Below are 15332 nucleotides of genomic sequence, written 5' to 3'. Positions count from 1 at the left end.
ATTATTCAATTCCTACAATCATTCTAATACTTACCAGTATTAGCAAACACGCTAACATGGCTTTCAACACTTTCACATTGGCTTTTTGGCCTAATTTAGCACCAGCATTCGCTGTAAATACCGACGTAGTTACGATACCCGCAGTAGCTGGTAAAAACACGTATCCAACACTATATGGCGGTATATCAGATGCGTTCCAGCCCGCCACAACAAAGCTCGCCGTGCCAAAGAGCGCGATCACTAACCCACTAAATGCTGCACAACCAATGGCAGCCCGAATATTAACTTTAAACCACACCAGAGCCGGCACCAACAGCGCACCGCCACCGATGCCCATTAGGGCGCTGATAACTCCAGTGCCACTACCAACCCCAATTAAGGCAGGTTTCGACGCATCGGTTTGTGACGCTTTCTGCTTTCCAAAAATCATTTGCGCCGCGATAAGTATAACCAGTACCGCGAATACATTTTTAAGCAACTCACCCGAGATATGGCTGGCAACTTGCGCACCTAGCACAGCGCCCACCGCAATGCCAATTGAGGTGTATAACACAATGTTGGGCTGAATATTGCCAAGGCGATAATGCGCAAAGGCAGACGACATTCCTGTAAATATAATGGTAGACAGCGAAGTGGCTATGGCCACCGGCATCACGGTTTCCGTCGTCATGCCTAGGAAGTGTACAAGCAGATAAGACAGCGCCGGCACAATAATTAGCCCGCCACCTATGCCCAACATTCCCGCAAGGATCCCCACTACTGAGCCTAAAAAAAGGCAACACACAACAACGATAACCAAGGGGTCCATTTAATATTCCTTCCTATAATCGGCCACAAGATTATCACACACAGCGCACTATCGCATATGCCCATTTTACTATGACTTTATTAGGCCCCAGCTCTAATTAGACCGCCAAGTCCTTTTGTTTCTAAGTATTCGTTCAAATGAACAAACACCTCTTCTTGACTAGCCGCGGTGAGTGCTAGTGCAAGTAGTTGTTTACACTCATCTAGGGTTACTTTTCTGATCAACCAGTTAATTTTTCGAACGTTAAAACCGTTCATGCTTAAACGTCGGTAACCCATTCCCATCAGTAACAGAGCGCCTGCCGGTTCACCCGCTATTTCACCGCATATTGTTACGGGCACTTGGTTCTGATTTGCTTTTTGAACAACATCATACAGCGCTCCAAGCACAGCTGGATGGTAGCTATTATAAAGCCCTGCTACTCTGGAATTATTGCGGTCTACGGCTAACAAGTATTGGGTTAAATCGTTACTTCCTACCGAAAAGAAATCGACATGTTTGGCAAGTTGGGGAAGCTGATAAAGTACAGACGGAACCTCTAACATAATGCCAAGCTTAGGTTTTTTCAGAAACTGTTCTGTATTTGCAATCTCATCTGAAATTTCAAAAAACGCTTGGTTAATTAGCCTTTTTGCTTCTTGTACTTCTGACACAGTGGAAATCATGGGCAACATAATTTGTAAGTTGCTTAAGCCAACACTGGCACGCAGCATAGCGCGAATTTGTACCAAAAAGATTTCTGGATGATCGAGTGTAAGGCGTATGCCTCGCCAACCAAGAAACGGATTTTCTTCGTTTATCGGAAAATACGGCAGCGGCTTATCGCCCCCCACGTCTAGGGTCCGCATAGTAATAGGCAATTCAGGTGCCGCTTCTAGCACTCGCCGATACAACATTACCTGCTCTTGTTCCGACGGGAAGCGTTCGCGCAGCATAAACGGTATTTCTGTACGATAAAGCCCAATACCAGAGCCCATTTGTTCGGCGTTAAGCTCTATTTCTGCCGATAACCCTGCGTTAATATACAAAGACATTCTACAGCCATCTACGCTTTCGCAAGGTTTGTCCGCCTCAGCGTCAATCTTCTCTGCGATGGCCGATTCTTCTTCAATAAGCTGAATAAATTCAGCTTTTATGTTGCGCTCAGGCGAAACAATAACTTCACCTGAATAGCCATCTAACAGTATTTCTTTGTCTTCAAGCAGTGCTGGCGACACACTCTGGCACCCCATCACAGCAGGCACCCCCATAGCTCGCGCTAAAATAGCGGCATGAGAGTTGTTAGAACCTCGCACTGAAATAATGCCTTTCAGTTTGTCGCGAGGAAACTCTGCAAGCATAGGTGCAGATACTTCGTTGGCTACGAGTATGCTGTCGTCAACCACCACTTTCTCAGCCACTTTGTGGCCGTTAGCTTCATGCAATATATTGGCAAGTATGCGGTCTGAAAGATCCACAATATCAATGGCGCGCTCCTGCATGTAAGGGTCTTCCATGGCTTGAAAGCGCGCAGCATAGTTTTCCACTACCATTTTAAGCGACGACGCCGCGTCCCAGCCTTCCCGTATTTTTTCTTCTACTTCACGCCCTAAGCTATTTGCATCAAGTAAGTGGTGATAAAGCTGGAAGATAGACTTAACGTCTTCTGGTAGGCCGTCATCTAAGCGTTGAGATAAGTCGTTTACGTGCTCGCGGGTAACTTCTACCCCTTTGCGATATAGCTGAATTTGGTCAAGTGGCGACTGAGTACGTCGTACTACCCAGTTTTTTAAGTTTATTGACTTATCGGGAGAAACCCCTTTACCAATAGCAAGGCCCGGTGAGCCCGCTATACCGCGTACGTTTTTCTGTTGCGCTACGGTGTCGTTTGACGACGATAAAGTCAGCGCCCCGCGAATATCTGCATTCGTAATTTCAAGGGCAAGCTGGGCCGCAAGGGTAACAAGGAAGGCTTCTTCGTCTTCACTGAATCTGCGCATTTGCGACTGCTGAAGGGTAATTACGCCCAGCACACGGCGCTGATTAATTATTGGCGTACCTAAAAATGCGTTATAGTTATCTTCTTTAACTTCGGGGTAATGCTTAAAACGAGGATGGTGGTGAGCATTTACAATGTTTAACGGCTCTTCACGCTGCCCTACAAGACCAATTAAGCCTTCAGAAAAACCAATGCGTACATGCTCAACCGCATCAGGGTGCAGACCATCGGTGGCTTTTAAAATGAAATGCTGAGCTTCGTAGTCGGCAAGGTAGATAGAGCAAGAGTCAACATTTAGGGTTTGCTTAACGCGCGAGGCAAGGCGGAATAACGCCATGTCTAGCGCAGGAATGCGATTCATTTCCTGCACTATTCGTTTCAGTGTTGCCAGCATGGTGCCGGGGTTACTTTGCACGCTCAACAGCTATTCCTTTGTAATTACCCCCGCCTACGCTTTTTACCACGTTTATGTGGCGCTGCGTTGGGGCGTTGCTGGGCTCGATGCTGCGCCGCCATGACAACCGGCGAGAACTCTTTCATTACTCTGCGGTATACATCGCGTTTAAAAGACACAACATTTCGTATAGGGTACCAATAGCTTACCCATCGCCAGTCATCAAACTCCGGATGACTTGTTTTAAGCACATTAACATCCCTCTCGTTACAATCGAGTTGCAACAAGAACCATTTTTGTTTTTGCCCTATACAGACAGGGTTGCTCCCTTGGCGAATAAGTCGCTTCGGTAGTTTGTATCTAAGCCAGTTTCGAGTTACACCTAAAATGGTGACATCTTTCGGTGTCAATCCCACTTCTTCATTAAGCTCGCGGTACATAGCTTGTTCGGCAGATTCCCCTTCATCAATTCCGCCTTGAGGGAACTGCCATGAATGTTGACCATAACGCCTTGCCCAAAATACTTGACCCATTTTGTTGCAAATCACTATGCCCACATTCGCACGGAATCCATCGGCATCTATCACATAGACTCCCGGGCACACTATACTGTTATATGTTTTCATTCTTCCACAAACTATGCTCCAATCATAGTTTTATTGTTCACTGTTAATTGTCAGCTAGGAAAAAAGCCACGCTTATGCAGCCACCGCAGTCACCTCCTTCTTCACCTGATGCCCTATTATCACGTTGCCACGCCATAGCAGGGTTAACGCTGGGCGAGCTTGCAGATATGGCAAATGTGGCCATTCCGGCCAACTTACAGCGTCATAAAGGGTGGCCGGGTATGCTAATTGAAAAGTGGCTGGGGGCGAGTGCAGGCTCGAAGCCGCAGCAAGATTTTCCTGAACTGGGTATAGAACTTAAGACCATACCGATTGATGCACAGTTTGCACCGCTTGAAACTACATATGTGTGCTTTGCACCGCTGCTTATGCAGCCGGGTATTACCTGGGAAACCAGTAACGTGCGCAACAAACTTCAGCAAGTACTATGGCTTCCTATTGAGGGCAACCGAGAAATTCCCCTAGCCCACCGGCGTGTAGCAACTGGCTTTTTCTGGCGTCCGTCGCCAAATGAAGATGAGATACTGCGTCATGATTGGGAAGAATTAACTGAGCAAATCATTACCGGCAACGTAGAGTCGATAACATCAAGGCAAGGCGAAGCACTGCATATTCGCCCTAAAGCAGCGAATGGAAAAGTGCTGACTGATGCGCTGGACCCCGAAGGCCAGCGTATTAAAACAAGACCCCGTGGATTCTATTTAAGAAAAACATTTACCCACCACATCTTAATTAATGCGTTTAGCTAATACGTTTGACGAGCTCAGTTTTTAGAGGGCTTTTAGCGTACTTTTAATGTGCTGTGCATTGCTTAGCGTAGGGTTTGTTTTTAAATGCTAGGTCGCGTTTTGACTGAAATATTTACCTAAGTAGTCACTTAAGAATTTTTCCGATTCAATACCCATAACATTAGCGCGTGATGCCAACGAAGTGTCTGCTGGCAGTAGCTCGTTTTTAACGTATTCAAGGCGGTAGTGAAAAATAAAACGCTGAAATGTTTTCCTTTCATTTACCTGAAGTGCAATAGCAAATAGCGTAGGCTCAAGTTGTGCGCCCTCGCAAAATGACTGCAAGGTAAGAAATGGCTTCTTAAATGCCTTTGAAGTAGCTACGTAACGCTCGGCTTTCGACATCATACTGCTTATTTCATAGGGCGATGCTTTACCGTGATCTAGTTGTGCATAATCGATAGGCGACGGCAACGTGCTTCTTACAAACGTTAGGCTAAACAACACCAGTACCAGTGAAGCCCCCAGCATTAAATGATGAAAGCTTTCCCAAAACGGCACTTTTAAAAAACCAAACATCACTGCGGTAACCAGTAAGATGCTAACAAACGCAATGCCAACCACACTCCCCATCACAGCAGCTAAGCGCGGCACTTTTAATGGTTTCGTATCTACTGCCTGTAGCGGCAAATACCGATGGTAATGCTGAATATGCTCGGTGATAAGAATGCCAATAAGCAAAACACTGAAGCTGGTTAGCAAAGACGGCAAATAGGCAGGCCACAAATATAGCGGCTCACCCACCGGTGAGGCGGCAAACCATGCTTGCTTGTCTTGAGATGATATAAAAAGAATGGAAAGCTGCAGCACGCCAGTTACCGCCACCGGCCACCACAACCGCTTTCGTGCAGAGGGCGTTGCAATAAGCATTGGCTTTATAGCGCGATAGCAACAGGTAATCGCCACTACCGCAAATACCTCAGATAAGCCGTAAATTGGCGCCCACTGAGTGGCGTTAGTAAGTCGCAACCATTCATCTGTCATATAAAGCGGCCAGCATGCAAATGCGCCAAATAGCCAGCGTAGGCTATGTAAATTAACTTTTTGGATAAACAAGCGTACAAAACCAATGACGAAAAACGCCGCTAATGTAAATAACAAATAGCCATATACAGGTGACGTCATTTACTTTCTCCATCCATGGGTTGCGATACGTCTTTTAATACCAAAGTTTTTAATACCAAGACTGGCGATAACAAAACTGACAATGATAAGACTACCAATAGATTTCGCGTTGCATAGCCACCGTCCTGGTGCGCTCCATAACACGAATAAGGGTAGTGAGTTTCTCTGCCGTCCACTTACGTAGTTCAGCATCTGAACCCACATCAGCATCTACAATAGACTCTTTTAACATCAGTAGTGCATTCAGCTCGTCAATGCCCGTAAGTAAATCTAACCAAGGCGCTCTAAAATTACCGCGCTCTTCTACAAATAAATCACCCAGCAGAAAGCCGCTCCACAGAGTTTGGCGAAGCACGACTTCCACAGACGAATAATTAGCCGGTCCCATGGTTTTATTTAATGGCATGCTTTGTTGCACCGTTTGCCAGCCTTGCGACAACCACCCTTTAGCGTGATCTAACACGCTATGGTCGAAGCCTGGCGTTGCCTGCTGCCATGGTTTGTTTTGTATTAGGCGAATAGCATGAATTTTAATATCGGTAGCTTGGTTGTCGAAAAACAGTTTTTCAGGTTCATGAGCATGCAGCAACCCAGCCTGACGGCCCTGTAAATAGCTTACGATAGCGGCATGCTTGCTGAGCGTTTTATTAAATAAGCTCTTCTTCGACAATAAATAACGAAGGCTTTGTAAGTCATCCTGCCACGTCCACTGCTGCGCATGGGCCACCAGCTTTTTGTGAAGGGCAAGTAATTCTGGGCACTGAAGCACAGGCAAATACAACGATACGCTTTGTAAAAGTAGTCGAATACTTTTGGCCACTTCTCCCAGCATTTTTATGGCACCACTTTCTACAAACATATGCTCGTGATATTGCCAATGTGCTAGCGCAGTTTGTACGGCAAGACAAAAAGCTTCTTCGGTTGTGGTGGTATCTTCAAGGGCCAAAAAATCAGGAAGTGGCCGTATTTTTGCGTTAAAGCCATGCAGCAGTTGATAGCCTTGTGCTGCTTTCGATACGTCGCTTAAGCGCACTTGCATGTGGTCGTTAATTAACGTGGCTAATATGAACAAGCTGTTTATATCGCCACTCATTAACTCAAGCTCTATTTCATTAATGGGTGAACTGGCTTTATCGGTGCTTGCTTCGCCGCAGTCCAATACCACTTCAACCACGCTATTTTCACACTCTACTACATAGGCATGGCGCGTAAAATGCGTACTAAACTGCTTGGTTAAACCGTCATTTTTTGTTTGTGCATCGAAGTCTTCAGGCCAAACCGACGCATCAAAAAGCGTAAGGTCAGGCTGAGAGTTGTTCAAATCGATATTGTACTCTGAACGCTTGTGAAGACCGCCACTTACCACGCCATTGGTTTTAAGCGTTTGCTCATAACGGCCATCGTTTCCACGCACTCGAAAGCCCATCTTTCTCTGCTGAAAATCGAGCTTATCGGTATCGTAATAGTCGTTTTCTAAACGCATGGTGTTGTGCGAGGCAACGCGAATGTTGTTTTTCTCAAAAAGCGGTAGCACGCTTTGGGTGAACGCGTCGTGAGCATCAACGCCGGTAACAAATTTTAGTTCTATTTCTGACATGGTTGCGCTGGGCAGCTTGTAATGCTGACACCTTACCTTTGTCTTGGTGTTTTCGCAATGTTAGTACTTTACCTAAATTAGACAAAAGTGGAACAAACTTGCCTTTATCGCGGTCAACCAATACCATCATCTTGTTTTAACATTCGGAATTGGACTTCATATGATTCGAAAGTGGTTTGCGGCAGCGCTTGTTGTATGCTCTTTTCAAGCATTTTCGCTACAGGATATCGCTGAGTTAGACGCATCTTCATCTCACTATATTAGAGATGATTTGTTTGTATTCATGCACGCGGGAGCTGGTAGAAACTATCGCATTTTGGGGTCGATAGAAGCCGGCACACCTATTACCGTTATCGACAGAGATAACGACGCGGAGTTTACACAAATTACCGACGATGAAGGCCGTACAGGCTGGGTAGAAAGTCGTTTTGTGTCAAACACCATGTCGCAGGCCGAGCAATTGCCTATTATTAGTGAGCGCTTGGCTGAAAGCCAATCAGCACTGCAAAGTGCACAGTCTGAAAATGCGCGTCTTCGTCAGCAGTTCAATGACGCTCGTCAGCAAGTTTCAACGCTGACTACCACCAACGACGAACAAGCCACACAAATTACTCGCTTATCGGCCAAAGTAGAAAGCGCTAATAAAGACGAGTTGGTAATGTGGTTTACACGCGGCGGTATGGTAGCTGGCGCAGGCATTTTGCTGGGCGTATTGCTAACCTATATGCCCAAGCGTAAACGCAGAAACAGCGAGTGGATGTAAACTCGCCCCTCAATAAAAAATAAAAAGTCAGTAAAAACAAAAAGCCAGCTATATAGCTGGCTTTTTCTTTGAGCTTTCAAACTCTCTTCGAAGCTTATTCGTCATCTTCCACTAAGGTCATTAGCGATGTATTACCGCCCGATGCCGTAGTATCGATACTAATAGTTTTCTCAGTCATCAGACGCTGAATTAGGCTGTCGTTATATTCAGCCGTAATTACCGGCAAAATAGCGCCTTCACGTGAAGATAGCATAGCGGTTATACGTGCAGTACGCTCTGTGTTCGAGTCTACCACCACGCCCGATAAATCTTCGTCCATTAACAGGGTATCTAAATGGGCAAGACGTGCCACCTGGAACAGCCCTTTTGGTGCACCTGTCGATTCAAACTTGTTCTGAATTTCTACTGCTTCATCGTAGAAAATTTCAGACACCACTGACACCACGGGGTTACCCGTAGATAGCGCAGTTACAATAGACAGTAACCAGTATTCGAAGGTTACTTCTTTATCGGCGAAACACACCAAGATGCCGCGTGGCTCTAGGTAAAGCTTGTTAGACTCACCCGTTGGTCCTGGCAGCGTCATTGGCTTCGCAAGCTTACGCTCAACGCTGGTTAGCTGCTGCCTAGCGGTAGCTAGAGTGCGATTTAAGTCATCGGCTAGCTCGTCAACAATATCCACTTTCGCTATTTTCGCTAACAGCTGACGTACCATTGAAATGCGGTCGTTAAGCGCTGTATGACGCCACTGCGACTCTACCGCCTTCGCTTTATCCATCATGACATGGGCGCGCTCTGCAATTTTATCATCGCCTACTAACGCCGAGTCGGTAGCGTCTACGTCGTCGATATGCGAAGGCTTAGGTGTGGCACGTTCCATCATTAAACGCGTCAAGTAGTTCGGACCACCAGCTTTAGGACCAGTACCTGAAAGGCCACGGCCACCGAACGGCTGCACGCCAACAATAGCACCAATCATATTGCGGTTAATGTATACGTTACCTGCGCGGCTTTTAGCTGCAAGTTCGTTCGCGCGTTCTTCAATGCGCGAGTGAATACCCATGGTTAGGCCGTAACCTGTACCGTTTATTTGCTCGAGTACATTTTCAATGTCTTTCGACTTAAAACGCACCATGTGAACAACCGGGCCAAACACCTCTTTTTCTAGCACGTCGATGTTTTCAATTTCATACAGCGTAGGCGCGAAGAATGTACCGTTTTCAAAACCTTCAGGCATGTCATTGCGATACAGCAACTTGGCCTTGCCTTCCATGTTTTGCTGATGGTCAGTTAAGGTTTTCAGTGCCTTTTCATCAATAACAGGGCCAACATCGGTAGCAAGTTGAGTTGGGTCGCCGACCGTTAGCTCTTTCATTGCACCAATGAGCATTTCAGTTAAGTCGTCGGCAATTTCTTCTTGAACAAACAACACGCGAAGTGCCGAACAGCGCTGACCTGCACTTTGGAAACCAGAATGAATAACATCATCAACCACCTGCTCTGGAAGTGCGGTTGAGTCAACGATCATACAGTTTTGGCCGCCAGTTTCGGCAATCAGTGGAACCTGTTCACCGCCTCGCTCTGCCAATACTTGAGAAATAAGCGTGCCGGTCTGCGTAGAGCCTGTGAACATAACGGCTTTGATGCGCTCATCTGGAAGCAAGGTTTCACCCACTTCTTTACCCGGCGATACAATAAGTTTAAGAGCATCTTCAGGTAAGCCTACCGACTGCATAATTTCTACCGCACGCTGCGCGATAATGCTGGTTTGCTCGGCAGGTTTAGCAACCACTGTGTTACCTGTTACCAGTGCAGCAGCAACTTGCCCTAGGAAAATAGCCAGCGGGAAGTTCCACGGACTAATACAAAGCACAACACCACGTGGTAGCAAACGCTGATCTTCCGCTAGCTCCTCGGCGCGTACAGCATAGTAACGACAGAAATCCACGGCTTCACGCACTTCATCAATACTGTCTTGCGCAACTTTGCCTGCCTCGCGCATACAAATGGCAATAAGCTCAGCCATGTGGCGCTCTAGCGCATCAGCCGTTCTATTTAATATTTCAGCACGCTCTTGTACATCGCGCTTAGACCACGCTTCAAAACCCGCTTCAACATCATCAAGGGCCTTACGCATCTGCTCAGGTGTTGCATAGTGATGATAGCCAACAATGTCGTTGTGGTTAGTTGGGCTTACAACAGGTGTTGCACCTTCTGGTACTTCTCCCGCTACTTTGTAGTAGTCTTGCCAACGCTCTAGCTCATGCTTAAGTGCCGTTACCGCGTTCGTATCGGTAAGATCTAATCCGCGAGAATTATCACGCTCTGGAGCATATAACCCTCGTGGCGTTTTAATTTGCTTGTTGTAGCGCACTTTTAAGCGCTGTGTTTTCTCAACCGGATCTTCAAGTAGCGACTCAACCGGTTTTTCGTCATCAACAATGGCGTTTACGAACGATGAGTTAGCACCGTTTTCAAGTAATCGACGCACAAGGTATGCCAGCAAGTCTTCGTGCTCGCCTACCGGTGCATAAACGCGACATTGAATTTTGTCTTGCGTTACCACTTGGTCGTAAAGAGTATCGCCCATACCGTGCAGGCATTGGAATTCGAAGCCTTCTTTGTCATCGCCCGCAAGCTCAACAATAACCGACGCGGTGTAGGCGTTGTGGGTAGCAAACTGCGGATAAATGGTGTCGCGATATTCGAGCAGGCGGTTAGCACACGCATGGTACGACACGTCGGTAGAAGATTTACGTGTAAATACAGGGAATTCTTCCAAGCCAGCTTGCTGGGTAAGTTTAATTTCTGTGTCCCAATAAGCACCTTTTACTAGGCGCACCATTAACGGACGGCCTACTTCCAAAGTTAGCTCACGAAGGTGTTCAATAACGTGGATAGCACGTTTTTGATAGGCTTGAACCGCCAAGCCGAATCCCGTCCAGCCATTTAAGTCTTCATCGCGAAATACTGCTTCAATAATATCTAGCGATAGCTCCAAACGATCTGCTTCTTCTGCATCAACCGTTAGGCCTATGTCATACTCTTTGGCCATCATACATAGCGCTTTTAAACGTGGCGGAATATCTGCCATTGCGCGCTCGCGGTGTGAGAATTCAAAACGCGGATGAATTGCCGACAGCTTCACTGAAATACCCGGTGAGCGCTTAGGTCCGCGGCCATTTGCCGCTTTACCGATAACTTTAATGGCTTTTACGTATGAGTCGTAGTAGCGGTCGGCGTCGCGCATTGTACGCGCTCCCTCGCCAAGCATGTCGTATGAATATACGTAACCTTTCGTCTCTTTGTCTTTAGCACGTTCAACAGCGTCTTCAATGGTTTCGCCCATAACGAACTGACGCCCCATTACGCGCATGGCAATGTTCATTGCACGGCGAATAACAGGCTCGCCCAAGCGGCCAAGGGTTTTCTTTAACAGCCCAAACTGCTCTTTTTTGCGCTTGTCGGCATAGTTCACCATGTTTCCGGTAAACAGTAAGCCCCACGCAGACGCATTTACAAACAGTGAATCAGAATTACCTAAGTGCGGCGTCCACTGCCCTTTCGACAGTTTATCTCGAATAAGCTCGTCTTGAGTTGCTCTATCTGGCACACGAAGTAGGGCTTCGGCCAAACACATCAATACCACGCCTTCCGCTGTAGATAGTGAATATTCATTTAATAACGCATCAACACCACCGTGTCCTTCTTGCTCGCGGCGAATTTGAAGCACCATTTTTCGCGCACGTTCCCATGCACGACTTCGCGCACGTGGGTTTACCTCGGCAATAGGCAAAATTTGATCAACGGCTACCGACTCGCTAATGCGGTAGTAATCTCTAATGCGCTGACGCAGCGATGATGTTGTATGAAGTGTGTCGTTAATGAGCATTGCAACCCTTTCATAGAAATAGCTGTAATAAAAAAGCGTTCCCGCCGTGATTGATGCGCCACGGTGTCATGGAAGCGGCTAAAAAACAAGCGAAGTCGAAACTTCGCAATTTCGCATCAGTCTTCTTTTTAACTTTATACTTTTGGATGAAGATCACGATGACGCCAAATTCGCGCGGATGTTAGCACACAAAAAACTCCTGCCAAGCTCTTACCAGCAAAGTTTTTGCAAACAAGTCTATGTAGGCAGTCCACTCACGTTTACACGATGTCTAAGTGATTTGACGACTGTGAATTTCCCCTATAAAAAGCGGCGACTTACAAGTCTTAATCCATCGTCACCACAGTCACACCAGCCTGATTATGTTCATTCATTGACGCAAGCGCATGTGGTGCCTCTTCAAGCGTAATGGTTGAACCAATTAAATCTTGAGGATTCAATTTTTTAGCCGCAATCATGGCAAACATATCCTCGTAGCGATACGCTTGCATTCCATGGCTACCTATCACTTCTAATTCGTGTGCGACCACAGCGTCCATAGGAATGGGGGGCGTAGATTGTTCTGCTAGTAGTAAGCCAACTTGAACGTGTTTACCGCGTTTTCTTAAACTGTTCACTGAATTTACACAAGTTACTGGGTTACCCAACGCGTCAATAGAAACATGCGCCCCGCCAGAAGAGAGTGTTTTAACCTTTGCCGCCACATCGCTTTCGTCGAGGGCGTTGATCGCAATATCTGCCCCGAGTTTTTTCGCAAGCGCTAACGCACTTGGAGAGATATCAATAGCAATAACATTTGCCCCTATTGCCGATGCGATCATAATGGCCGATAGCCCAACACCTCCGCAACCATGAACCGCTACCCATTGGCCTGCTTGCACTTTCCCCTGATCGACAACCGCTCGAAACGAAGTAGCAAAACGACAACCAAGACTGGCTGCGGTAACACAGTTTATCCCTTCAGGGATATGCACCAAGTTGACATCACCAAAATCTACTTCCACATATTCTGCAAATGAGCCCCAGTGTGTAAAGCCTGGTTGTGTTTGGTTGCCACACACTTGGTGATTTCCTGACGCGCACTCCCCACAGCGACCGCACGCACTTATGAACGGAACAGTAACACTATCGCCAACAGCAAAGCGTGTTACGTCCTTGCCCACCGACTCAACTATGCCTGCAAATTCGTGTCCAGGGACATGAGGCAAAATTATGCCATCATCGTGTCCCATCCAACCGTGCCAATCACTTCGACACACTCCTGTTGCCTTCACTTTGATTACTACACCGTGAGACTTCGGCGTTGGTTTAGGCACATTCTGAATTTGAAGTGCACCTCCGAATTCGTTAAATACAACTGCTTTCATAGTGTTAGCCCTCGTCAATGTTTGAACTATTGATAGTAGTGTGTAGCGAAGAAATTACCTTGCTTTTTCCTTACCGACACGAACAATATTGAAAGAATCTTTTACTCAACAGATCCATAATAAAAGAATCACCCACAAAAGAGATTTAAAGACATCGATAAGATAGGTTGTACACGTTTACACATATTCATCTCTCAATTGGTGTGGACTCAAAAAAAGCGTCTACACTTAGTGAAAAATAAGAATCATGTTGAATAGGTATGTGTTTATGTGGTTACGGAACTTCAGCCTTATCCAGAGGTTAGGAATTATCATTGTCCTGATCACTCTGTTATTCGTGGTGCTTACAGGCCTAGTTTTAAATAGGCATTTCGAAGCACTGAAGCATAAGTCTTACGAAGAGAACAAGCATTTGGTAGAGGTTGTACATACCATGCTTGGAAGCTTTGCTGCACGCAGTGACATTGATGAAGAGAGTGCAAAACAACAAGCACTTAACGCAGTAAAAGCACTGCGCTACGACGGTAGTAACTATTTTTGGGTTCAAGACAGAACGCCTTCAATGGTTATGCACCCCCTCAAACCAGCGCTAGATGGACAAGACTTACGCTCGTTTAAAGATGAAAATGGCAAAGCATTATTTGTTGAAATGGCGCAGCAGGTAAAAGCCAACGGTGAAGGCTTTGTCGACTACGTGTGGCCGCTACCTGGAGAGACAAGCCCCACCGACAAAATCTCTTTCGTGAAGGAGTTTAAACCTTGGGGCTGGACGGTGGGTTCGGGTATATATTTGACCAATTTGGAAAAAGAATACGCCAGCTTACGCAATTTAATTGTGATTTTCAGCGTGGTGAGTATCGTCCTTGTCGTCCTACTGATCTATGTTATCGGCGGTAGCATTGTTAAACCTGTGCAGGAAGTTACCGAGCGTATGAAAGATATTTCGCAAGGTGAGGGTGACCTGACACGGTCATTACCAGAAACGGGACAAGACGAAATTACGCGTCTGGCACGCTACTTTAATCAGTATACCGAGAAAATGCGTCAGTCGTTGTTAGGCATTAGAGAGAACATCAGTTCGCTCAATCAACAGGCTGAGCTGGTTGAAAGGTCAAGCAAAAACAGTAACCAGCAAGCGCAGGACCAAAACGAGAATATGCTGCAAGTGGCTGCGGCCATGGAAGAAATGACCACACAAATTAATGAAGTCAGTAACAATGCCGATACGGCAGAGAAAAGCACTGGCAGTGCTAGAACCAACGTGCAAAATGGCGCAGCGGTGGTAGATAGTACAGTTAGCGACATTCGTTCGCTTACCTCCGACATTGAAAGTGTAAGTACCGTAGTAACCGAGCTTGCTGCACAAACCGACAGCATTGGGGCAGTATTAGACGTTATTCGGGGTATTGCAGAACAAACCAACCTACTTGCATTAAATGCAGCCATTGAGGCGGCTCGCGCCGGTGAACAAGGAAGAGGTTTTGCCGTAGTAGCAGATGAAGTAAGGACCTTGGCAAGCAGAACCGGGCAAAGCACCGACGAAATTCAAGCCATGATAGAAAAGCTGCAAAGTAACGCCAAAGCAGCGGTTGATGCCGTAAAAGTGAGTCAGTCGGCATCGACAAGAACGGTAGACAACGCCATTCAGGCCAATCAAAGCTTACAAGAAGCTGACCGATTAATGACCGAGATTTCAAATAAAAGTAGTGAAATTGCTCGCGCTACCGAGCAGCAAGCGGAAGCAGCGACTGAGGCCAATATGCGTATTAATGCGCTATCCGGCGCCGCAGATAGCAGCTTACGAACCGCCGATGAGTTAGCGTCGGCAAGTGAAGCGCTGCGTGCTAGCTGTCTTGCCATTATGGATATTGCGAATCGCTTTAAGCTTTAGCATTCATTATTTGCGTTCAACCGACAAAAAAGGGGCTGTGGCCCCTTTTTTATTCTCTTTACACAAACTAGCGATTTTGCACGTGGAAGATTGGTATTGAGTG

10 protein-coding genes are annotated in these 15332 nt (G+C 46.5%); 3 read left to right on the top strand and 7 right to left on the bottom strand.

What is annotated here, in order from left to right:
• Position 1: 1 nt before the first annotated feature.
• The 3 genes from V7R35_RS13015 to rppH form a co-directional block, all read right to left on the bottom strand.
• On the bottom strand, positions 2 to 808 hold the full coding sequence (locus V7R35_RS13015) for a sulfite exporter TauE/SafE family protein (protein ID WP_334015305.1): 807 nt from the start codon (positions 806 to 808) through the stop codon (positions 2 to 4).
• An 80-nt stretch (positions 809 to 888) separates the two neighbouring features.
• The gene (gene ptsP, locus V7R35_RS13010; protein WP_334015501.1) at positions 889 to 3180 is read right to left on the bottom strand and encodes a phosphoenolpyruvate--protein phosphotransferase; all 2292 of its coding nucleotides are present in this window, start codon (positions 3178 to 3180) and stop codon (positions 889 to 891) included.
• 44 nt (positions 3181 to 3224) lie between these two features.
• The gene (rppH, locus tag V7R35_RS13005; protein ID WP_334015304.1) at positions 3225 to 3767 is read right to left on the bottom strand and encodes an RNA pyrophosphohydrolase; all 543 of its coding nucleotides are present in this window, start codon (positions 3765 to 3767) and stop codon (positions 3225 to 3227) included.
• 113 nt (positions 3768 to 3880) lie between these two features.
• On the opposite strand from rppH, the gene mutH reads away from it, so the two are divergent.
• Positions 3881 to 4555: a DNA mismatch repair endonuclease MutH gene (mutH, locus tag V7R35_RS13000; RefSeq protein WP_334015302.1), complete on the top strand. Its 675-nt coding sequence runs from the start codon at positions 3881 to 3883 to the stop codon at positions 4553 to 4555.
• An 87-nt stretch (positions 4556 to 4642) separates the two neighbouring features.
• Here the strand turns inward: mutH and V7R35_RS12995 are convergent, their stop codons facing one another.
• Positions 4643 to 5719, bottom strand: a complete 1077-nt coding sequence (locus tag V7R35_RS12995) for a DNA mismatch repair protein (protein ID WP_334015301.1) — start codon at positions 5717 to 5719, stop codon at positions 4643 to 4645.
• A gap of 91 nt (positions 5720 to 5810) precedes the next feature.
• Positions 5811 to 7316, bottom strand: coding sequence for a CYTH domain-containing protein (locus tag V7R35_RS12990; protein WP_334015300.1), 1506 nt, complete (start codon positions 7314 to 7316; stop codon positions 5811 to 5813).
• Positions 7317 to 7476: 160 nt separating this feature from the next.
• Here V7R35_RS12990 and V7R35_RS12985 point away from each other — a divergent pair, with 160 nt between their 5' ends.
• Positions 7477 to 8079, top strand: a complete 603-nt coding sequence (locus V7R35_RS12985; RefSeq protein ID WP_334015298.1) for a TIGR04211 family SH3 domain-containing protein — start codon at positions 7477 to 7479, stop codon at positions 8077 to 8079.
• Between the two features lie 94 nt (positions 8080 to 8173).
• Here V7R35_RS12985 and putA read toward each other — a convergent pair whose 3' ends face one another.
• Complete coding sequence (gene putA, locus V7R35_RS12980) at positions 8174 to 11971, bottom strand: bifunctional proline dehydrogenase/L-glutamate gamma-semialdehyde dehydrogenase PutA (protein WP_334015297.1); 3798 nt, start codon at positions 11969 to 11971, stop codon at positions 8174 to 8176.
• Positions 11972 to 12297: 326 nt separating this feature from the next.
• Positions 12298 to 13338 (bottom strand): zinc-dependent alcohol dehydrogenase family protein, encoded by a 1041-nt coding sequence (locus tag V7R35_RS12975; RefSeq protein ID WP_334015296.1) that lies wholly within the window; start codon positions 13336 to 13338, stop codon positions 12298 to 12300.
• 268 nt (positions 13339 to 13606) lie between these two features.
• Between V7R35_RS12975 and V7R35_RS12970 the strand changes: the two genes are divergently transcribed.
• Entirely contained in the window at positions 13607 to 15229 is a 1623-nt protein-coding gene (locus tag V7R35_RS12970) for a methyl-accepting chemotaxis protein (protein WP_334015295.1), read from the top strand.
• The last annotated feature ends 103 nt before the right edge of the window (positions 15230 to 15332 follow it).

Source organism: Alteromonas sp. S167 (assembly GCF_036864375.1).
Taxonomy (GTDB): Bacteria; Pseudomonadota; Gammaproteobacteria; order Enterobacterales; family Alteromonadaceae; genus Alteromonas.
This window is presented reverse-complemented; position numbering and strand designations above follow the sequence as displayed.